Source organism: Salinimicrobium sp. CAU 1759, from assembly GCF_054482715.1.
The window spans coordinates 898,123-919,782 of sequence record NZ_JBTLRK010000001.1; the positions used below are offsets into that span (position 1 = coordinate 898,123).

17 protein-coding genes are annotated in these 21,660 nt (G+C 38.0%); 9 read left to right on the plus strand and 8 right to left on the minus strand.

What is annotated here, in order from left to right; all coding sequences use genetic code 11:
- The 7 genes from mads6 to ACXYMT_RS04175 all read right to left on the minus strand — a co-directional run bounded on the left by mads6 (window position 1) and on the right by ACXYMT_RS04175 (window position 11,831).
- Complete coding sequence (gene mads6 / locus ACXYMT_RS04145) at window positions 1-4,476, minus strand: methylation-associated defense system protein kinase MAD6 (RefSeq protein WP_459057827.1); 4,476 nt, start codon at window positions 4,474-4,476, stop codon at window positions 1-3.
- Window positions 4,461-5,828: a methylation-associated defense system restriction endonuclease subunit S MAD5 gene (gene mads5, locus ACXYMT_RS04150; RefSeq protein WP_459057828.1), complete on the minus strand. Its 1,368-nt coding sequence runs from the start codon at window positions 5,826-5,828 to the stop codon at window positions 4,461-4,463. The genes mads6 and mads5 overlap by 16 nt, the downstream gene beginning before the upstream one ends.
- On the minus strand, window positions 5,825-7,843 hold the full coding sequence (gene mads2 / locus ACXYMT_RS04155; RefSeq protein ID WP_459057829.1) for a methylation-associated defense system DNA methyltransferase MAD2: 2,019 nt from the start codon (window positions 7,841-7,843) through the stop codon (window positions 5,825-5,827). Before mads2 ends, mads5 begins: the two co-directional genes overlap by 4 nt.
- A gap of 13 nt (window positions 7,844-7,856) precedes the next feature.
- Window positions 7,857-8,699: a nucleotidyl transferase AbiEii/AbiGii toxin family protein gene (locus ACXYMT_RS04160; RefSeq protein WP_459057830.1), complete on the minus strand. Its 843-nt coding sequence runs from the start codon at window positions 8,697-8,699 to the stop codon at window positions 7,857-7,859.
- Window positions 8,677-9,681: a type IV toxin-antitoxin system AbiEi family antitoxin gene (locus ACXYMT_RS04165; protein ID WP_459057831.1), complete on the minus strand. Its 1,005-nt coding sequence runs from the start codon at window positions 9,679-9,681 to the stop codon at window positions 8,677-8,679. The genes ACXYMT_RS04160 and ACXYMT_RS04165 overlap by 23 nt, the downstream gene beginning before the upstream one ends.
- A 118-nt stretch (window positions 9,682-9,799) precedes the next feature.
- Complete coding sequence (locus ACXYMT_RS04170; RefSeq protein WP_459057832.1) at window positions 9,800-10,126, minus strand: hypothetical protein; 327 nt, start codon at window positions 10,124-10,126, stop codon at window positions 9,800-9,802.
- Window positions 10,116-11,831: a hypothetical protein gene (locus ACXYMT_RS04175; RefSeq protein ID WP_459057833.1), complete on the minus strand. Its 1,716-nt coding sequence runs from the start codon at window positions 11,829-11,831 to the stop codon at window positions 10,116-10,118. The genes ACXYMT_RS04170 and ACXYMT_RS04175 overlap by 11 nt, the downstream gene beginning before the upstream one ends.
- 169 nt (window positions 11,832-12,000) lie before the next feature.
- Between ACXYMT_RS04175 and ACXYMT_RS04180 the strand changes: the two genes are divergently transcribed.
- From ACXYMT_RS04180 to ACXYMT_RS04215, 8 genes are all read left to right on the plus strand, one after another.
- Window positions 12,001-12,387, plus strand: a complete 387-nt coding sequence (locus tag ACXYMT_RS04180; protein ID WP_459057834.1) for a helix-turn-helix domain-containing protein — start codon at window positions 12,001-12,003, stop codon at window positions 12,385-12,387.
- A gap of 110 nt (window positions 12,388-12,497) precedes the next feature.
- A complete protein-coding gene (locus tag ACXYMT_RS04185; RefSeq protein ID WP_459057835.1) occupies window positions 12,498-13,178 on the plus strand; it encodes a sigma-70 family RNA polymerase sigma factor in 681 nt (226 codons plus the stop codon).
- Entirely contained in the window at window positions 13,175-13,528 is a 354-nt protein-coding gene (locus ACXYMT_RS04190) for a hypothetical protein (protein WP_459057836.1), read from the plus strand. Before ACXYMT_RS04185 ends, ACXYMT_RS04190 begins: the two co-directional genes overlap by 4 nt.
- The gene (locus ACXYMT_RS04195) at window positions 13,506-14,318 is read left to right on the plus strand and encodes an ImmA/IrrE family metallo-endopeptidase (RefSeq protein WP_459057837.1); all 813 of its coding nucleotides are present in this window, start codon (window positions 13,506-13,508) and stop codon (window positions 14,316-14,318) included. Before ACXYMT_RS04190 ends, ACXYMT_RS04195 begins: the two co-directional genes overlap by 23 nt.
- 49 nt (window positions 14,319-14,367) lie before the next feature.
- Window positions 14,368-14,622: a hypothetical protein gene (locus ACXYMT_RS04200; RefSeq protein WP_459057838.1), complete on the plus strand. Its 255-nt coding sequence runs from the start codon at window positions 14,368-14,370 to the stop codon at window positions 14,620-14,622.
- A gap of 7 nt (window positions 14,623-14,629) precedes the next feature.
- A complete protein-coding gene (locus ACXYMT_RS04205) occupies window positions 14,630-14,974 on the plus strand; it encodes a hypothetical protein (RefSeq protein WP_459057839.1) in 345 nt (114 codons plus the stop codon).
- The gene (locus tag ACXYMT_RS04210) at window positions 14,971-16,296 is read left to right on the plus strand and encodes a HesA/MoeB/ThiF family protein (protein ID WP_459057840.1); all 1,326 of its coding nucleotides are present in this window, start codon (window positions 14,971-14,973) and stop codon (window positions 16,294-16,296) included. Before ACXYMT_RS04205 ends, ACXYMT_RS04210 begins: the two co-directional genes overlap by 4 nt.
- 716 nt (window positions 16,297-17,012) lie before the next feature.
- Window positions 17,013-18,335 (plus strand): hypothetical protein, encoded by a 1,323-nt coding sequence (locus tag ACXYMT_RS04215; protein ID WP_459057841.1) that lies wholly within the window; start codon window positions 17,013-17,015, stop codon window positions 18,333-18,335.
- A gap of 474 nt (window positions 18,336-18,809) precedes the next feature.
- Here ACXYMT_RS04215 and ACXYMT_RS04220 read toward each other — a convergent pair whose 3' ends face one another.
- Complete coding sequence (locus ACXYMT_RS04220; protein WP_459057842.1) at window positions 18,810-20,105, minus strand: paraquat-inducible protein A; 1,296 nt, start codon at window positions 20,103-20,105, stop codon at window positions 18,810-18,812.
- A gap of 358 nt (window positions 20,106-20,463) precedes the next feature.
- Between ACXYMT_RS04220 and ACXYMT_RS04225 the strand changes: the two genes are divergently transcribed.
- Window positions 20,464-21,372 (plus strand): tetratricopeptide repeat protein, encoded by a 909-nt coding sequence (locus ACXYMT_RS04225; protein ID WP_459057843.1) that lies wholly within the window; start codon window positions 20,464-20,466, stop codon window positions 21,370-21,372.
- The last annotated feature ends 288 nt before the right edge of the window (window positions 21,373-21,660 follow it).

Genomic DNA, 21,660 nt, shown 5'->3' on the forward strand with positions numbered 1-21,660 from the left:
TTATATCTCCATAGGTTCTATGTAAAGGCGACTTTGCTCGTCTTTACCGATTCTATAAAATTCTGTGTTGTCACTGGTTACCACTACTTCTTTGTAGGTTAGGTTTTCCAGCAGGTTCTTGAATATGATCAGTTCAATGAACTTACCTCTAAGATCGTTAAGGGAAGGACTGAAACCTTGCTGTATGAAATACAGCATTTCATACAAGTCAAGTGAAATGGTAAGTTTAATGTGTTTCTCGATTCTGTGGCGGAAGGTTAAACTGTCCGGTTCGTATTCAAGATATTTTACTAAATGATCGGTTCTATTCACAAAAAGCTCAAAATCATTGAGGTCGAATAACCTGAATGACTTGCTGTATGGATCTCGAACGTCTGTTGAAGCCAATACCAAATAATCCTTATCTATACCCGTATTGTCACACCCTTCATTCAATGATATAGCTCTGGATATGCTGGCTTTGGTATTTGCGCCTTCATCTCCATTGGTAAGCACTTTTACAAATTTAAATACAGAGTGGTAAGGCAATCGTAGGAGATAAGAAGGAACTTTGGCCTCTTCACCTTCTGTGGTAACCGGCACATATCCTTTTTCAATAGACAATAATTCTGACTTACCTTCAAAATATTGATGCCTGATAAAAACCTTTTGGATTACCCTTATTTTTTTAAGAAGTTCTCCTTCCTGCTCATGAGCAGGTACCCAAATTTTATTGAGGTTAAACTCATCAAAGAGGTTAAATTCCCTATCAGAAAATTCCAGGTACTCATTGCCTTCATGCTGGCCGAAGAAAAGATCTCTGTCTTTTTCCGGTATGGCAACTTCTCCGATATCTGTTTCCCGTAGTAGCTTGATTAAACGATCCTGATTTCCTGAATCAGCCATGGTGGGATTAGTAATATTGAAGTAGTAATATTGCCAATAATTTTCAGGATGATTTTCATTTGTCGCCACCAACTGTTCAATATCTGAACATTCTTGATCTCTGGTAAGTGTAAAGGCAATGAATGAGCGCAAATCTCGCATAGTAACATGCAGCTCCCGTTTGAGGCAAGCTGTTCTTAATAACCATTCCATACGGGTGATCACTTCTTCACCAGAGGCAGAGTCATTGAAAGAATCAACATTGTATTTGATAAAACATTTATTTGCGAGCGAACATCCTTCACATTTGCTCCAAAGTTTCTTCTGTGTAAGGGCTTTTATCTGACTTCTAAAGAGGCTGGATTCATCATTATCGTGGGCAGTGACCGATCTTAAATTCAAGTTTATAATCATCAACCCCCGAGGCAGTTCTAAATGTCCTTCATTGTAGAAGTAGGACTCAATGGTATCATGTAAAGGCTTATGAGTATTGGTAGTTTTCAAGAACTCAACAAGCCGGCCTTCATTAATGGCAATTATCCGGCCTTCGGTAGATTCCTGATAATTGGAAAGTCCTCCAAAGGGTTCGAAGAAGCTCTCCAGGACTTCGTTGTTTGCACGCTGCTCTTCATCTTGTGACCCGTCATAATTGCTTTCAAACTGAATATTATTAATCTCAAATTTCGCCCCGTTTTTATGATCGTGCCTGCTTAAATTCTTTATCGATTTGTCATGCTCTATCCGTTTAATAAAGGCGGTTTTCCCATCACCAGCATTACCTGTTATTATGATCAATTTGTACTTGCCATCTAGTATATCCGGTAACAGTCTTCTATCGAGCTTTGATGGCGTATAGGTTAATTGGTCAAATTCATTTAAGCTTTCACTTGCGCGGGTTCCGAAATTTCCATTTTTTGATTGGCTGTACAGGGAATTTAGATATTGAACAAAATCCAGCCCCTCTATCTCAAATTTATAGGCACTCAGCTTCTCTTTATGCTCTTCAAAAACATTGATTAATCCATCATAAACTCGTTGGATATTACCATCGTTGAAATTCCTGGCTCCGCCCTCCCAAAATGGAGCTTCGATAATTTTCTCGCTATCCATTTTGAGCATTATATGTATGCGTTCTGAAAGCGAAAGACTTTTTTTGTATGTGTATAGCTTGTTCTTGAATTTTTCGAAACTCTTTAAAACTGTAGTTTCAAGCTCAAGGAATGTAGCCATTTTATCAAATAACTTTACACGAATCCCTGGCTGGCTGATGAAAAGCTCTAAATGATATAGCTGATTCTGATTTGTTAACGAAGCTTCCTCAGATTTGGATTCAGAAAGTATCTCATCCTCACCAATGGCTAGTAAGGCATCTAGCATTTCCTGAGCATTGGAAAATCGTTTTTCGGAGCGGGGGTTTATCGCCTGGCTTAAAAACTCAGCAAATACATCTGAAATTCTTGGTTCAAATTCTTTGGGTTTAATCGGGTCAATGCTAAGGACAGGCATTTTCTTAGGTGTCCATGGATATTGTTTGCAGATCAGTTCATACATCGTAATTCCCAAAGCAAAAGTGTCTGCTGATTTATTCCAATTTACTTTATAACCATCAGCAATGAGATCAGGAGCCAAATAAGGGTTAGTTCCAACAAAGTCCTGATTTTCATCTACAAAAGAGGCTACATTGAAGTCAATGAGAACAAAGCGTTTCTCATTATCCCAGATGATGTTTTGAGGTTTGATATCGCGATGGAGGATCGGTTTAGGCTGATTTTGCATCGAAACCAATGCACTGAGAATATCTTTGGCTAGCTGATACACTCGATATATTGGCAGCTTTGCATCTGTTCTTGAATACGTACTAAGGTTTTCACCTTCCAAAAATTCCATTAAAGTATAAAATTGTCCGTTGGGTGTTTCTCCGTTCCAAACAAATTTTACAATGTTGTAATGCTCTAACCCGACCAATGCATTGTATTCATCAGTTACCGAATTGGCATTTACACTTTCATGGAAGAGTTTTAAAGCATAGTATTTCCCCTGAAGCTGATGTTTTACTTTAAAAACTCTGGAGTACCCGCCTTTGCCAAGAATCTGATGAATTACAAAATCTCCAATTTTGTCTCCAACCTTTAGTTCGTGGATGTCGGCAGATTGAACAGACGGAGTTTTTGTAGATTGCTTAGAGAGAATTTCACTGTCATTTTCCTTGAGCGCTTCTTCTATGAAATTTTCCAGTTGTTCAATCCTATCAATCCTTTTTAAGTCATCCGTAAGGATGGTTTTATGACAAATCTCATCCAGCCATTTAGGCAATGCTTTATTGAGGGCTGTGGGTAGTTTATCGTTCGGCAGTTTTCCGCCCATTTTATCAAGATCATAAGGAGTCTTGAAAGGTTCTTCTCCTGTAAACAGCCAGTAAATGAGTACTCCCAAGGAATAAATGTCTGAGGCACGCGAAGCATCACCCACAGTCAATTCCAATGGGTGGTAAGGCGTAGCATTAGATTCGTTGATTGTGGCCATTACCGTATAACCTTGCTGGTTATGATCCGTGAAGTATGACTTGCCGAAATTTCCCAAATAGGCATAACCACTGCTCATATATATGTTATCAGGATTAATGTCCCTGTGGAAGATGTTTTCTTTGTGAGCCTCTTTTAAGGCGGCCATCACATTACGAATGATGCTCAGCTTTTCCTGAAAGGTGAAGGTTTTGGATCGGGCTTCTGCTCGCAGGGAATTCTCATCCAAGAAGTCGGATATTTCATAGAATTGATGGTTTTCTTCATCAATTTTGAACTCTACGTTCAGAATGAAGGGTTTCGCTTTGATCTTGTGAAGGGCTTTATACTGGTTCTTAATAGCTTCCTCACGTTTGAGCAATTGAGGTTGTGTAAGACCTGCTACCTGTAACGAATACTCTTTAACTCTTTTCCGTATAGAGGAGGTAACTCCCTTTGGTTTTACTAAATATTCAATGAAGTTAGGTTCCTGCTGGAGGATTTCAATAATTTCATAGCCTTCTACTTCACGCTTTTCATCTGGGATTTTTTTGCTCTGGCTACCGTCAAGATATTTTACTATATCCTTATAAATATCAACAATGTCATTTTCGGATTTTCCAATCTGCTCTGGGTCTTTGAGGTAATTGATCAATTGCTCATTGAGCTGAAAAGTAAGCTTGGCAGATTCCTGCCATAGCAAAGGGGCATACGTATTAGGATAGGATAGGGTAACCATGTTTTGAATCCATCCCCTAGCCCAGGCATGTTCATGTTCCCGGAGTTTGGAGGCTAAAACTGCTGTTTTCTGCCTTCCAGTCTTTAAAGGGTTTTGACGTTGACGATCATTGACGTACCAATAGTTATCATCCCCTTCAATCCGACCTTTCCAATCCTTATTCTCAATATTGTATATTCCATGCGGGGCAACCACCAATAAATCATACTCCCAATATTGGGTTCGGTTGTTTCGGGGGTTGGTGGAGGCGAGTTCCACATTGGGAACGAGATAATAACTGTCCGGCAGGTTCACCTGCAAGTAATCCAACAAACGCTTTTCTCCGGCATTGACAACCGAATCAAAATATGGTGGTACTATGATTTTTGCCATGATTCAATTTCGTTTTCTACTAATTCGATTGCCTTTAGCTCACCTTTTAGAGCTGAATCTAAATGAGATTTATATTCCGAAATATGGTGGTTGATGGATTCAATTTCTTTCTTTTCTAAAGTTGGAATAGGTATAGTAAATAACATATCCTCGGTTATAAAGGGTTGGCCTACACCTGTTTTTCGTTTTCTTATAATCTCATATCCAACATTTGAAGAGAGAAAGGAAAAAATGAATGGAAGATTTTTTTTGTCTTCAATTACAATTCGAATGATGTTATCAGAGGCAACTGTATTAACTAAAGAAGGATATGGTAGATAAACCTGACCTACAGTGTCTTGGCCTACTCGACCTGCCAGAATCATATTCTCTTTGATAAGAGAATGTCTTTTAATATTCTTTTTTACTATGTAATTGCAAGAACTGAAAGGGTTGAAGCTAGCTAAATCTCCATTACTTAAAAATGGAATTCCACGTTCCGAAGTAGTATAATTTCTTTTTTCCCTTCCGCTGGTAAATATATTTGTCACAAATTCAGAAAGAGAAAAATGACCCTGTTGCCGTATCTCCTTTTCGAAACTCTCACCCTGTGATAAGAAAAAATTTCCACCAAAACGGAATTCTCTTTGCAGCCTTTTTGAATCAATTAAATCGTGTTTTTCATTCTCTATCGATCCCTTTAATCGATCATGAAAGAAGGAATGAGATTTTCTTAGCGATTTTGCTGCTTCGACTCTATGATTGGCCGAATCAGTTATGAGATCATTAATTTCAACTTGGAGTTTATCAGGAAAAACTGGTATCTCTATGTTTTCAATATGATGAGGTTCAATGTGTTTAACAACTCCACCGTAGCCGGATTGGGTTAAGAGCCCAAAGCCGTATTTAGATGCTAATAATGCATATAAAAAACCTTCTTGTAGTTTATGGTTTGCAGGCTTTATTCTTACAAGATCATCGGTTCCAATTTTACCTTCATGTTCTTTATTTGTAAATACAACCTTACCCAGGGTTCCAGACCTAGTTACAAGAATCCATTTTTTATGTAATTCAAGTTCTTTTAAATAGGGAGAATATTTTTTTGATACGTAAGTTCTAGTTTTAGTATCTGACTTAAACAAATCGGATGCGGATAAAAAGGTTAAGCCAGCTTCAGGGGAGGGGACATAAACTCTTTTATGGATGTTTCCCTTATATAATTGCAAGGCTTCTGATTTAAGATACACTTTGTCGTAAGGACAATGTGAGTCAAAAATAATTTTTGTCTTAACTGCATCGCTAAGATGAAATGAAGCATCTAATCGAAGATCTGAATTAGAAAGCCAGCTTTTGTTGACGGTTATGTTTTTCATTCTGCTTTCCCATTTTTGGATTTTAGATATGCTTGAACAATTGCCGGCAAGTCATCATCCAATTTTTTGATTTTTTCTCTGCGGGTTTTTACCTCAAGTGACCCGTCCTTTTTTCGTACTACATATTGAGTTTCTGTGTCAAAAAGAATTTCCGCTCCATCCACATCTCTTTGATATACTGGATTCCCTCTTCGATCTTTCCCAAGACGTTCAGCAAGTGCCATAAACACTTTATAATCATCATCACCATCGTGAGCTAGTTGCCTTTCAAGCTCAGTTTTTCGCTGTAAAAAGAGAAGGGAAGCTTGTACGCCTACCTGAGGCAAAAAGGCTTCAACTGCCAAATCCAAGGATGCAAGAATTTTGTACTTGTCCAGAATCCATTGCCTTACTGGAAGATTATTAGGATTACCCAAAATACTATCAGGGAGAACTATAGCTACTCTTCCTCCTGGTTTCAAATAGTTATAGCACGCTTCAATAAACAAAACTTCAGGAGCGTCACTATACTTGGATAGAAAATACTGAGTGGCTATTTCCGGCTCCACTTTCACTTTTGCCCCAAAGGGCGGGTTAGTAAATATGATGTCGAATTTTTCACGGGCGTCCTTACCATAGCGGCTTTCTATGTCTTTCATCTCTGACATGCTCTTGTCAATGGCATTTTCTATTTTTTTTATTTCAGTTGGGTGCTCCCAATTGGGGTAGGCAAGGGAATTGACATGGAAAATATTAGCATGACCATCACCAGCCATTACCATGTTCATTCTGGCTGCTTTTTTTAGGTCAGGATCAAAGTCAAAACCGAAAATGCTATGTTCTGCGTATTCCTTTACTCGTTCGTTCACTTCCATGGAATTGAACTTCTCAGCCAAAAGTGGACCTTCTAAGTCAGGATATAGCTCAGCGGCAATTTGTTTCCTTACATGGTCAAGCACCATAACCAAAAAGCCTCCCGAACCACATGCAGGATCGAGAACGCGATCATTCTCGGTTGGGTTCAGCATCTCCACCATTGCTTTTATAATATTTCTTGGGGTGAAGAATTGACCTGCTTCTTGTTTTAATGTATTGCTTACAATTGTTTCGTAAGCCATACCCTTAACATCCACAGAGGCATCTAGAAATGAGTATTTAGAAAGCTCTCCGGCAATAAAAGCGATTCCCTTATCAGTAAGGCCAATGGCTTCATTTCCATCGAATACCTCTGAGAATATTTCATCACTCTTTAGTTCTTCAAACAAACCTTTAATCCGTTTGGCTACTGCCTTTCGACCTTCTTCAGTATTTTGCTCTTTAACACCTACCCAAAACTTTCTGCGGAAGCTATCTTCAGAAGGCATAAATCTGCGCTTCTCATCGTAGAGCTTACAGAAGATGAGATTTAGCAACTGCCAAAAGGCATCTTTTTTCCGGCCTTCATTGCCATATATATAGTCATGCGAACGCTTGAATACTTTTATCAAAGAATCATTTGCTGGCTTTCTACTGGAAGAGCGGTCGGCCCTGTCAAGGTCATCCAGTGTTTCTCCTTCCCCAGGAAAATCCGAGAGATCCACAAACTCATAGTCAAAGCCCATGGCATCATCTTCCTTTTGCAGGTAATGATAACCGGAACCATTTGCCCAAAGGCCAAATTCGCAACTCTCTACCGCACCCATGGCATTTTCCAAAGTAGGTTTGACACCTTTCTTTTTGTCTGTCTCCTTCACCTTATCATCCTGAACCACACAGATACGAATAATGAAATCCTGATCATGAGGTTTCTCTTTCTCAAAAACTACTAATTCTACCTTCTGTTTCTTGGATTTACCGGTATCGGGATCGGTATATACAATTGTGAAATCTCGTTCCATGTCTGCAAGGTCAAAGCCATACTCTTCGTTAAGCATTAAGATTACAGATTGTAAATTACTTTCTTTAGCTTTTATTTTTTTGACTTCACCGTTAAGGATACACACAAGCTCATTATCCTCTAAAACTAATTCTTCTTTATCTTGTACTTCTGTTGACATTTGTGTAGTTCCTTTAATTTAATTGGTTGGTAATATTTTCTAAACTTTCTAAGACTTCCTGGTAAGAAAGCGATGAATGAGTTTCTAATATTTGATTAATAAGTTTACTATCTTCTTGTTGCTTTATATTGTCGGTCAAAATCTTTTTAATAGCCTCTAATTCTGGGGGATGCGCTTGTAAGATTTCCAAAACATCTTTACCTAATAAAGTAGCGCCCCCTTTTGCTCTGGTAAAATCTTCTGTATAGATTTCATCATAATATTGTACAGCAGCTCGTTCTTCGTGAATTCCAAGATAATTTTCCAAAATGAAACCTATGTCATCTGCATCCTTGTTACTTTTATTGTGACGGTCGTTCCAGGCAATGATTTTTAGAAGAAAAATACCGCTTAAAGAAGCGATTCTGATTTCTAATTCTTGATCTACGCTAACCCTAAGGGAAGTTTCTTCCGCAGCGTCAAATCCTAGTACCGACATGGCGAAAGACTCATCGGGAGGCCAAAATATTTTGCTGTTTTGCTTCATAATTTCACCAAATGGTACAATGTCCACTTGAAATCTATCTTTATACAAAAAACGTTGTTTTTGAGCTTTATCTTTGGTGAAATTTTCTAACTTTAAAATTTCTTGCTCCACTTTTAACCACTGTTCCCAGTTACTTACAGTGATTGCGATATCCAAATCATGAGTCAAGCGTCCGGAACTTTCATTATGTAATTCCATAAAGATATCCCGTGCAGTAGCACCTATAACAAAAAAAGAAATTCCTGATTCCTGAAAATACTCAGTGAGCTCTTGTAGAATAGGTTTTAATAATGGATGGGTAAATTTATCACTTGATATGCTGTAGCTCATTCTGGCGTATTTCTTTTGCTATTTCAATATTTCTTCCAAAACCACTACTTATTAGATCTGCATATATAAGTAGTGCCGGAGCAACTGCTTCGTTATCCGAGTCATTTTTCCAGAATTTTTGTAGGATTTCCACTGTGCCGTTTTCACTCGGAATTAAGCGCACCTTATTCGCTATTACGGATAATTCTAGGTCGGTAAACAGAGTATATTTTTCAGGTCTTAAATTTTCGGTAAGAATAGCCCCTCCGGGCTCCCCTCCCCAAAGAATTCTTCCATGGCTAAAGTTTAAATCTATATTTCTCCAGTTTTTCGTTTGATTTGGGTCGATGAAGCGCATCTTTTTTCGGAATATTCGAGGCCTGAGCACTGCATTGTATTCTATGACCCAACGCTCTAATAATTCATTTTTGTTTTTTAGAATTCTTTTTTGGTTGGTTTTTAAAAGGTAGTTTAACTCCTCTAATTCATTCATTACATTACTTACTGAGCCGATAGAGACTTCAGCTTGTTCTGCTATTCTTCTATATGAATCTTGAAGGTGTTGTGGTTTGTTTAGAAGGTGAAATAGGATCTTTATTCCAGTTTCTTGAAAAGCACGTGATTGGTTGGTTTTATCCTTTTTTGGAGGTTTTTGGCCTTCCACAAATATGGCTAAATCTTCATGTCTAATAAATGCATTTCCCGCAACATCTATATAATTAATTCCGCGCTGCTTAAAATCTTCTGTTGATTTTTTTGAAATATATTCTGCTATTAGAATGATAGGTCTATTGAAGTTATGCTTCATTTCCTCCAATTGGGAGAGGATTATTCCTTGATTAGAGGATCTAACTGTGGTTTTGGATTCCACAATAAATTGGATATTTCTAATAGTTAGTAGGGCGTCATAATTGTTTCTATTGCTTTCTACTTCAATAGGAAGATCAATCAGTTTTTCTAACCTGGAGGTGGCTTCGTAGATATGATCTTGGTTACGATACATAGTCTGTGGTGTTCATGTTTTTTATTTGTTCAGTGACAATGAACATTCAAATATAATGAACACCTGTTGATTCGCAAAATAAATTTAAGATTTTTATAACAATAATCTGCATTAAATTCTACTTTATAGTCTCCGAGGATTTCATCAACTCATCCAAAAGATCTCCCTCCTCAATAGGAATCATCCGAGATATTAGTTCAAGCACATCCTGAATATTATTTTTAGGATTCCGATCTGAAGAATAAGATTTAAAATCTCCATATTCTAAAGAATTAATGCACAGGTACAGCAGAGAACGTATAGTGAAAAGTAATTCACCATAACCTTCTACGTAAAGCAGATCGACCTTATATTTTCCTTTGTAGGTGTCGTGAGGTTGTAGCATTACCAGCCTATCCTTTAGTTTTTCCACCAGTGCTTGTTGTTCGTTTTTCTCAGTTTCCATAGTTTTCTTTTCTTAGTTCTGCCTCGAGTTCTTCAATCCTTTTTTTTGCAATAGTTTCCATTGCCTTCAGGAAATCTTCACTCCTGGAGTAGAGAATATCCACATCCACTGGACTGCGCCTGTCACTCGTTCTGAATCTTACCTCGTTTGGGGAATTAATCAGTTTCTTAAAAAGCTCTTGGTCTTGCGGACTCCAACGAGGAAAACAATTATCAGGTATAGTAGAGAAGTTGCTGCACAAGTCAAACAGATAATCCAACTTAAGACTGTCTGGCCGCAATCCCAACATCACGTATATAGTTCCGAGACAAATTTGCTGAAGCGCCTTGTACTGTAAACTGATCTCGGTTGCATCATCATCTCCGGAAACGATGTCTGCAGCCGTAAGAAAACAATTGGCTCTATGTTTTCGTATAAAGAAGTCTCCTCTTATTTGGTCTAACCTTTTAGTTGTAACTTTTCTGGGAGCTGAAACCTCAAATGAAGAATCGGGATCCGAATAAATAACTGTACCTGAATTCAGAACTCGGTGTACAAAATCATTTCCTTTTTGAAGAGCTTGTTCTACTTTTTTGGAAGAGGTAAGGATTATTGTAGTGGTCAATTTCCCGTCTGTCTTCTGAGAAATTAGGTTGGATATCTTGCTGGGATAAGTGCTCATGGTCTCTTTAGTAACAATCATTAGATCATAATGAGTGAATGAGAATAGTTCAGAAGTGCCGGCTAGACTATTCCTCTCTTGGTAACCTTTCCTTTTCCCAAAAGAAATGATCTGGAGTGGAGTTACTATTTCAGCAATAGCTTCTTTTAGGAGCATAAATACCTTTTTCTCGTCTTTATTTTTTGATGGGAGCACATCAACTTCAGAAGCTTGCACCTGTATATTTTCTTTTTCTTTTGTCAGGAGCTTTTGACAGCTTCCAAAGCGGAAACTGAATATTTCCCTAACCTGGTTGTCCATCATTTCTGCTCTTTCAGCAAGTAATTTTATTTCCCTTTTCGTGACGTCATAGGCTGAATGGTACCGGCTCTCTGTGTATGCTCTATCCAAAACTTCTAGTAACTGAAGATCATCTCGCCTGGCTGTGTTGAAAATCGGACCGGCACCATAGATAAATGGGCAGGCATAAGCTATGTGATTTGCAATTTTATGGCAGATTAGCGGTTTCCCCATAGCAAAGGTTTCCAGGCATCTGTACAACCATTCAATTTTTTGATGAATCAGGAAAGCTGCTCCTGCCCATTCTTTTCTTTTCCTGTAAAAGCTAATTCCTTCTGTAAAAGAATTGATGCGGTCTATTTCCCTTTCCAGGGAAGAAGTTGCTTTTTTCAAAAGAAGTTCAATTTCTTCTTTTTGTCTCCGTAGGGTTATCTCAGAAGTTGAACTATTGTAAATTAGATCTCCTAAGCTGCAATTCTTTATGAAATACAGACTTCCTTTTTTTAATTCTTCCTGGGCATAAGAAAATGAATAAATTCTAAAGCGTTTGTGGGGTAGATTTTCCAGAGTTCTTCCAATCTTGGAAGACAGTTCGATTAAATTTGCCAGGTGCTCTTCCTTTACTAAAAAGGTGACAATATTTCCCTCTATAGGATCCTCCAATAGATATACTTGTTCGACCTCTTCTACTTCTTTTATCCTCCTTTTAAGCTCCTTTAATGCAGTAGGATTGTCACCCAAGATTTTTTCAACAGCATGTTCCATAATTTTCCTAAATTGGCGTTAATATTCCGACTCTTTAACTTCCCTACAAGCTATATTGAGTTGGTACCGTACCGAACCAGAAACATTGGTACTTTACCAAAGAAGGATTGTTTTTTACCAACTTTGGAAAACAGCGATTTATTTAAAAGAAGAAATTTTATCTTTAAGCATGGAGACAGCAACAAAATCTAACCATATTGGCCGGAAAATTAGCCGGATAAGAGAACTGCGAGGCATGAAGCAGGAAGCTCTTGCCGCAGAGCTGGGCATTAGTCAGCAGAGTGTATCTCAAATCGAAAAGAGTCCGGAAGTTGACGAAGAAGTTCTTCTGAAAATTTCAAAGGCTTTACAGGTGTCTCCAGAAGGTATCAGACACTTCAGTGAAGAGGCCGTGTTTAATATCATCAATAATACCTTCAAAGACAGCAGTGCCAATAACAATAATTACTTCTGCACTATCAATCCTATTGATAAAATGGTGGAACTCTATGAGCGTCTGGTAGAGGCGGAGAAGGAGAAGGTGAAGTACCTGGAGGAGTTGTTAAAGAGGAGGTGAATTTGCTTTTAATTTAATGATATTAAGTTTTTTCGATTACGCATCTAATAACCCATTAATGAATATTTTGTCACGGTCTTTTATTTTAAATATAAAGAATCTTTTGTTTTATGGACATCATTAAAGGATCCCAGAACTGGCCTTTAGTTGATGAATCTGACGAGGATTTATTAATAATTATATCAATAAAGGATGATCCTAAAGCCAGCAATCAAGCTTTTGAAGAATTCCATCGTCGGTACAAAAGGTTTATTTTTGGAATGGCGATAAAATTAACCTCCAAACTTCCAAACTCAGAGGAATTAAGAGATGCGATATTCCAAAATACCCTCATAAATGTCTATAAATATTGTGATTCATTTTCTGTGGAGGGAGAAAAGGATGAGGGTAAAATAAAAAAGAGGATTCACGGTTGGCTTGTAAGAATTGCAAAGAATGAGCTCTTAGCTCTTTTAAGAAATAAGCAGGTGGTTATTGATCCCAATGAAATTGGAGAACCGTTTGCTACTGAAGAGGAAGAAATATTATCTGAAGAGCCTTCGTATGATGAAAATATAGTTAATCAATCTCTGAAAATATTATCGGAAAGAGATCAGCACATTTTTATGACTTATTGGTTGTACTATGACAAGGGAGAAAAAAGTCAGGCGAAAAATCTTCCTCCTGATATACTAAAAGAATTGTCGGGCAGATATGAAACCACCCCAGAGAACATTCGACAAATTATTAGCCGATCAAAAAAGAAAGTTTTTGATTTTCTAAAGCTCCACTACGAAGTGAAAAAGAAATGATGATGAACGATCAAGAAAAAGAAAAGAATATAGAACGAGCTTTTTTCAAAGCCTTGAAGAATTCTGGCTATGTATTTCCAGAAACGGAGAAAGATTTTGACAAATTTGAAGAATCTGTTTTGAAAATAAAAGATGTTATTCCTAACCACTTAGAAGACCCAATAGATATTTTGAACAGAGGGAAAATAAGAACCTTGGGAGTTTTTGAAGATTTTTTTGACAGTACAATAGAAGAAAATTTGGCTCAGGCGGCTCGAGAAGGTTCTGATATTCCAGAAGATGTTTGGAAACAGATGGAAAAGGATCGCCAAAGAAGCGAGGATAAAAATGATGGTGAAGATACTCAGTGATCATCGAAAAGAAGAACTGTCTGATTTAGCCGAGGTTGTAGTTGAACCCTTTCTTGCTCAAGTCCAAATAGATCCAGAAAAGATTGCTCTATCTAATAAAATTTCTTTTTCATATGGCCACTACCGTAATTCTTTTGATGGACTAATTCAACATAGGTCAGGACGATTTCACATCTTTATTAATAACAACAGAGTCGGAACAAAGGAAAATCCCAGATCACGATTTACTTTCGCTCATGAATTAGGTCACTACTACATCGATGAGCATAGAAATGCCTTGAAACGAGGAAAAGTGCCTTCTCACCCTTCCTTCAATAGACTGGTTTCTGAGAATTTGGCAGAACGTGAAGCTGATTTTTTCGCGTCCTGTCTTTTGATGCCAGAAAGGAGATTTAGAAGCAAGTGTTTTCGTAAACCTCTCTCAGGACGTCTTATAGAAGATCTTTCCAAGTCCTTCGGGACTAGTCTTTCGGCGACAATTTTCAGATATTTTCATCTTGATCTTTATCCAATGTTTATAGTCTTTGCCAAAAATGGCATTATAAAATGGTATTTCAGATCACCAGATTTTAAATATAAATTCCCTCCTAAGTACAATTCTAAAGTCCCTGAGACTTCGGTGGCTGGAGAGTTTTTTTACTTGACAAAAAAGTATATTCAGGAAGAAACCATTTTTTCTGATGATTGGTTTTCAGATCACTCAATGGACCCGAACGATCAGCTCTACGAAAAATGTTATTATTTAAAGGACACTAACAGTACCATTAGCGTGATTTGGATGAAGGAGTAAAAGTTGTCACGGTTCTTCTTTCTATTAGTATAACAAAAACAAATTAATTATGGAAGAAGTTAAAAAACAACTCGAAAACAATGGTCAAAATTTTGTTCAAATCACCATTAATGATGATCCTGTTAAGATCCACCGAGGTAGCCGGACGGTTACAGAAATTAAACAAAAAGGGAAGATCCCATTAGCTGACCAACTCGAACAAGTCATACAAGGAGAATTAAAGCCTCTAGCTGACGATGGCAAGGTGGTCATAAAAGGGGGTGAGGAATTCATCAGTCATGTGCGTAGTGGCGGAGCATCTTAATTGTGATATGAAAATCTTTGAAGATCAACTTAGAGAGCTACAAAGGTTCTATCCTGGAACAATGGTCATTCCAGAAGGGGGTGTGAATTTCTTGTTTTTACCGGAAATTGAGCTTCCTTCTGGATGCTTACCAGAACTCATTGATGCCTTACTTTGCCCTGTACCAAGGGATGGTTACCATACAAGACTTTTCTATTCTAAAAAGATCGAAGGAATCCCTCAGAAGAACTGGAATGGTGTTTTGAGGGTTTGTGACAAAAATTGGTATTCCTATTCTTGGAGGTCTCAAGGTGGAATGAATTTAATTCAAATGGTTAGATATCATCTTTCAACCCTAAAGCTCATACGATGAAAAAGGTAACGATAAGAATCGCTGAGTCTTTATGTCATCAAATTCAAAAAGATCTGTCAAGACCTCATGAGTTTGCTCTTGAGAGAGTCGGCTTTGTATCGGGGCAGAGTAAAGAAACAGGAAAGAATGAAGAACTCATTATTATAAATGAATATTTTTCTGTTGCAGACAAAGATTACATTGCAGATGAAACAGTAGGAGCGAGAATCAACGGTGAAGCCATTCGAAAGGCAATGCAGTTAGCTTTGAGCAAAAAATGTTCAATCTTTCACGTTCATGAACATATTGGAAGGGGTGCGCCAATTTTTAGCCAGACAGATCTTGATGAATTACCTAGAATTGCTGAAGCCATGATAAATGCTAATCCTCGAAGTACACACGGAGTACTTCTATTGAGCGAGGATAAAGCTGATGTTCTGGTGTTTTCTAAGAAAGAAAAGGATAATATTATTCTGGAAAAGGTTACAAGAGTAGGATTCCCGACTACATTTAATAACTCTTTCTATTTTAATGCGGAATATGACCCTGAAAGATATAGTCGGCAATCTTTTTTGGGTCAGGACTTCCAATTAATCATGAGTAAAGTTAAGGTGTGCATTGTAGGCCTTGGAGGTGGGGGTTCGCACATCGTCCAACAGCTTTCACATCTGGGAGTAACAAATTTTGTTCTTTTCGATAACGACACTATTGAAAAGACCAATCTAAACCGGCTCGTTTCTGGTAATTTAAAAGATTCCCTGGAAGGCATTGATAAAACCGTAATTGCACGTCGAGTAATTCTTGGATTACATCCTAATGCTCAAGTTGAAATAATAGAAGATATTTGGCAAAATAAGGTAGAGGCTTTGCAGCAATGTGACGTAGTTTTAGGAGCGGTTGACAGCTTTATTGGAAGAAGAGATTTGGAATCTGAGTGTCGGCGTTATCTAATTCCCTACATAGATGTTGGAATAGACGTTCGTACCGTGGAACCAGATCCCCCTCGACTTTTTGGCCAAGTAATTCTATCCCTCCCGGGTTGTCTCTGTATGACCTGCATGGGTTTTTTATCCGAAAATGTACTCGCTGAAGAAGCTCAGAAGTACGGAGATGCAGGTAGTAAGCCCCAAGTGGTGTGGGCTAATGGTGTAGTAGCATCAAACGCTGTTGGCGTTTTTGTTGATTTATTCACAGGCTGGACCAAAAATGGGCATATTCCTTTTTATCAGGAGTACGACGGAAATATTTACGGAATGAAGAGTTCAACTCGACTAAAGTTTTTAAAGAAATATTCTTGCCCCCATTTCTCAGTTGCTAATGCAGGTCCGATCAAATGGAATTGATAAACTTAATGAGCTGTCGGAATGGTTTCAAGCTGAGGGCTTTAAAGATTATATCTCCTTCTGGAATTAAAGAAAAAATCCGTTTTGTCATTTAATTTGCTTAAATAGAAAACTCCTCCTATATTTGCCAGCCCAATTTACGAGCGACTGTTTTATAAATGGGAAAGTTCATTTAAATCTTAATTGCCACCATTCTATTTCATCCTGTATTGAAGTGAATAAGGAGAGTTAAATTCTTCTTAAAGGTGAGCAATTCGGTGAGTATAAAAATGAGGCCTCTGGAGTGGCCTATATATAAAGGAATTGGTCGATTCGTTCGAGTCTCGTCCAGACCGCATCCGAAGTTTCGGAAGCAAAGAAGCTCCTCAAATTGGGGAGCTTTTTTTCGCTTAAACGTTAGTTGTGTTGTTTGTGGTAAATCATTGATTTACCTGGGTTTAGAAGTAAACCAATGAGAAGCTTTTCCCTTTAAGGGAAGGGCTTTTTTGTTTTGTGGTCCTCCCGTTAATATTTTTCCAAGCCTGATTTTTTTCAGGCTGAACCTCCTGAAAACATCTAAAAATACCCAGAAGTGGGTATTGCTTCGATTTTAAGATAATTTTAACTTGCCGTTCTGGAAATGTTCCACAAAAGTACCCATTTCCCTTTTCATGTTGGAGTTTCCACATCCATCTCAACCTTAGAAGTGGCATATTATTAATCTTAAATATAATTTAATGGTTCTAAATTACTTTCATACTTCATTGCTAATTTTTTTAGCGTTTACTTTTTCGCAATCAGTATTTTCGCAAGTTATAGACCACCGGTTATCTTTTGAAACTAGTGAGGGAATATACGGGCATGTAATTGTCAAGTCTAAACCTGTTGAACTTGGAGCGAGTTATGTGGTTCTTGATGCCAAAAGCCTGGTCATTGAAGGAAAGCGAGGCCAGTCGAAAATTTACGGATTCAGTTTTCCTCTTCAAGTAGGTAAATTTACTTTAAATCTCAGTGGGTCTGCTTGTATTTATCTCAATTCCAGTCAGCCACATTGCGGGAATTTTCAGATGAACTATTTGTCTTCTGCTACTTCAGACTATACCTCTGTGGGTTTTAGTGAAGATAGTAAGACCAGATATAAGAACCTTATCAAAGAAGATAAAAGCTTATCCTGGGAAAGTAACGGATTTGTAAAAAATATTCAGGTGGATAAGGTAAATTCTGACATTTTCAGAAAGATTGAAAAAGCCGTGCGGCAGTCCGCTTCAAATAATTCCGGTAATAAGGAGAAATCAGGTAACACAGCCCCTTACTCATCAACAGAAGCAGATTCATATACAAATGGAGAAAGTGAATCTGGAAGTAACAGTGCGAATACAGCACCAGGCTCGGGTTCGGAGTCTAATGATACTGAAAGCAGCAGCTGGAAAGATGATGTTGACAGGCAGATTGAGGAACAGACACGAATAAATAATGCTCGAAATGAAGCTTATGCAGAGGCCGCTTCTATTGCTGCGGAAGGTCTTGCTCAGGGATTATCGGAAGGTTTAATTACCGGCATGACGCTTAGCTATAATATGAGATCTGATGAATCAATTGCCGAGGGAGCAGTGACAACGGTATTAAATGTACCTACTTATGAACTGGGGATCCAAATGGGCGAAAATGCAAATAGTGGATTTACTATTGGGTATGGACCCGGGGGAGCAGGAATAATATATGACACAGGCAGTAGTTATACCTATGTCACCGGGCTTGATATTGGAATTTTAAACTGGGGGGAACTAGGAGGGAGCTACGCTTTTCAGTTTAGTATAGGAGGAGAATTTGGTATAGGTGCTGGCGAATATACAGACGGCGGGTATTACCGGGACGATGTTGATAGCATAACAGATGATGTTACTTTTTACGGAGGGCATCTAAATGCAAAATTGATGAAATATTTCTTTGCGGGTTATGGTTACGGTTTAGCTAGTGGCAGTTACTCCTCTAACGGCGACTTTGTAGATTATGAAATTTCGTATTCAAAACTCACCCTGGGCCTTAGAATTCCATTATAAAAATAAAAGTCCCTCAAATCGGGAGCTTTTTTTCGCTTAAACGTTAGTTGTGTTGTTTGTGGTAAATCGTTGATTTACCTGGGTTTAGAAGTAAACCAATGAGAAGCTTTTCCCTTTAAGGGAAGGGCTTTTTTGTTTTATGACAGTTCCCTTAGACACTCTCTCTGCCACTCTTAAATTCTATTTTCAGATAAAAAAAGACGTTTAAAGGGACCACCTGCAAATTTTATAAGTCCCCCCTTTTCATTTCGGGCTCTAAAAGAAAATTTGAAACTTCACCTGTAGCCAAACGGCTAATACAAGCGTAGCGATAAGTAGCACTATCCTAAAGATATGAATAGCCAGGGACGACATTGAAAAATTTTTGAACATATAGAACCTTTTTTAAACCTAACGGGAAAAGGGTTTTAAAGTTCTCAGGGTAGGAAGTTGTCTACAAAGATAAGTTAAACTTGTGTGAATCATTTTTTATTATTACCTCATCTTCTTTTCAGGCTTGGTTATTTTCTTGAGGATGGTTGATAACATCAAACTGAACAGAACAAAACCTATGAAAATGATAAATCCGGGTTGTAAAGAGGTTCTATTGGTAGAGATGCTCACCAGGGATTCTGTTTCCATGTTGAGGTGAGAAAGCTGGTTGTCTAATATGCCCTGGAAGCCGATATAGGCCATGAAAATTGCTATTACGTAGACATCGGCCATACTCCATTTTCCCGATTTGAATGCGAAGAACTTAAGGATTTTATTTTTTCTGGTCTTTTCATTCCCGGTAAGATAGATCTGCGTAGATAAAAGTTTTGCAACAGGAAAGACTACACTGAAAACCAGAATGAGGGCTCCAACAAAAAATGAATCTACCTTTCCTGCATTAAATAGTATGCCGATCACTTCCAGTATGCTTTTACTTTGAAAAAAAATTACCTGATCGTTAAAGGTGATTTCTTCTCCTACCAACAGGAAATTCACCTGTTGAAATCTTGCATCAATCTCGATCATGGGAGCAGTGATTCCTGCGAACAGGACCACCAATGAAACCAGGACCGAAATGATGAAGAGAGGCGTGTGGAGGAAGGCCTGATTTCTAAGCAGGAGCCAGAGCACAATAAATACTCCAATTACAATAAGCAGGATGTAGGTATGGAAATAGATCTGCTCTTCTAATATTATGATCTTTTCTGATGTTCTTTCATTGAAATCCTTCAAAGTTTCCACCTCATACTGCTGAAATAACTCCTCTAATCTTTGAACAGCAACCAGTGAATTTGCATGGGTCATATCGCTGTACTCCTGGATCTTACTTTTAATGACGTGTTTTAAAGCTGCTTTGTTTTCGGGCTGTTGAATTTCATCGACAATGGTCTGGGCAAAAACAGGGACGAGTGCCCTTATCTTCTCTTCCGGTACCAGAGTCTTAACTGCAAACTTTCTGAGCTTCGCCTTTAAGGTTCTCTGTTTTTTGTTTATCAGGCTTTCTCCTTTGTCAAGGCCGGCACTAAGAATATTTGATACCTGAAGAACCAGGGTGTCTTCCTGTGCTTCTGTAAACTCAAAGTCGTCTATACGATTAAGGACCATATTTGTGAGATGATCCCGCCAAACATTGACTGAGAGAATGCCGTGCGTTATATTGTTCAGCTCACTATAGTCTTTCTTAAGCTGAGCTACTTCAGAAGAGTTATTGTATATGCTAATGCTGCTCCTTCCTGCGACAATTAATAAACTTCCTGCCAGGAGGATAAAAAGACTGCGTTGGATCTGGTTAGACATTATTTTGGCTGTTCACTAAAGATAGTCTTTTGAACTACAGCTTTTTAAAACCGGCAAAAAGATTTAAACTGTCACAAAGGGGCTGTAACCTATCTTTTGTTTTAGCTTTTCTCTTGACAGATGGCTTATGCAATTTAAAACCTTCGCATTATGCTTCATTTTGGCTAGAAAGTCGACCAGCTCTTTTTCTTCAAAATTCTAATAAGCTACTCCACAAATTCCCGATTCAGTTTTAACAAATTTACAAGTCGTCGAACTTTTTTTCAGTTTACCGTGCATTTTTGGGCATCCTATCTTTTTTATATAGCTTAAAGTTTTCATTTTTAAGTGATTATGTATAACCTAAACCGACTAAATCATGAAATTTCATTTTTTAAAAGTTTTTCTGACTTTGATTTTTTTCCTCCAATTCTTTGGAGCTAATGCCCAAATTGCTCAAAACACAGAAGAGAAGGAGAATCTGATAAAAGAAGCGAATACCCACCTGGCCAAAGGTGAATTTGATAAGGCTATTATAAATTACGAAATCATCCTGGAAGAAAATCCAGAACGAAAAGCCCTTTATGAAAACCTCGTAAAGGCATATGCCTATCTTGGAATGTTCGAAACAGCTAAAAAAAGAGCAAACGAGTTGTACGGAGCAGATCCAGATAACCCTATGATGATAGGAGGTGAAAATTGCCGGTTGGCTTTGATCAATACACTGGAGAAGAAAAATGATGAAGCTTTAGAAGCAATTGAGGAAATGGAAAAAGTAATGGATCCAGAAATGATCTTTCCGGGCGCGCCAACCTGTTCCTTCATGTTTCAAACAAAAGCCGGAGAATATGAAGAGGCATGGGCAAATATCCAAAAACTTTTGGAGGTTAAAGATGCCGGTGTCTGGAGAAATCTCTTTTTACTTTATGGGTCTTATGTAACTGGAAAATTGGGTAAATCGGAAAAAAGTCAGCAGCTTTTATCTGAACTAAATGGGAATTTGGATATGATGAAGAAAAGCGGAGCTTTGGAGGCAGTTACGAAAGAAGGGGGAGCTGAAGTTCTAAAATTTATGGCTGATTACTATATGTATTTAGGGCAACCTGAAAAGGCTATAGCCAGCCTTCAGAAACATTATGAAATAGGAGGAAGGCAATATTACTGGATAAAATATGTATCTCCCTTCCTAACCCCATTAGAAGGCAATCCTCATTTTGTTGCTATTCTGGAAAGAATGGAAGAAGATATTCAGGAAATGAGAAGCAATGTTAAAGCTCAGCAATTTTGAACATCACATTAACTGGGAACGAAAAATATTTTAAGATTTCTGAAGAAATAGCAGAGGCTAAGGAACCGACAACAAATCGTGGTATTGATCTTAAGCGATACTTTGTTGATACCTAGGGAGAATTAACTAATGAGAGAAATATGGTGGCGATAGAATGAACGGGACGACGCCTTTGATGTGCAGCTAATTCAATTGAGCTTTTCCCCTTTTAGGAAGGGCTTTTTATTTCTTATAACATATCATTCATTAAACAGTTCTTTTCCCTCCATTCGTTTTCCTGTAAAATAC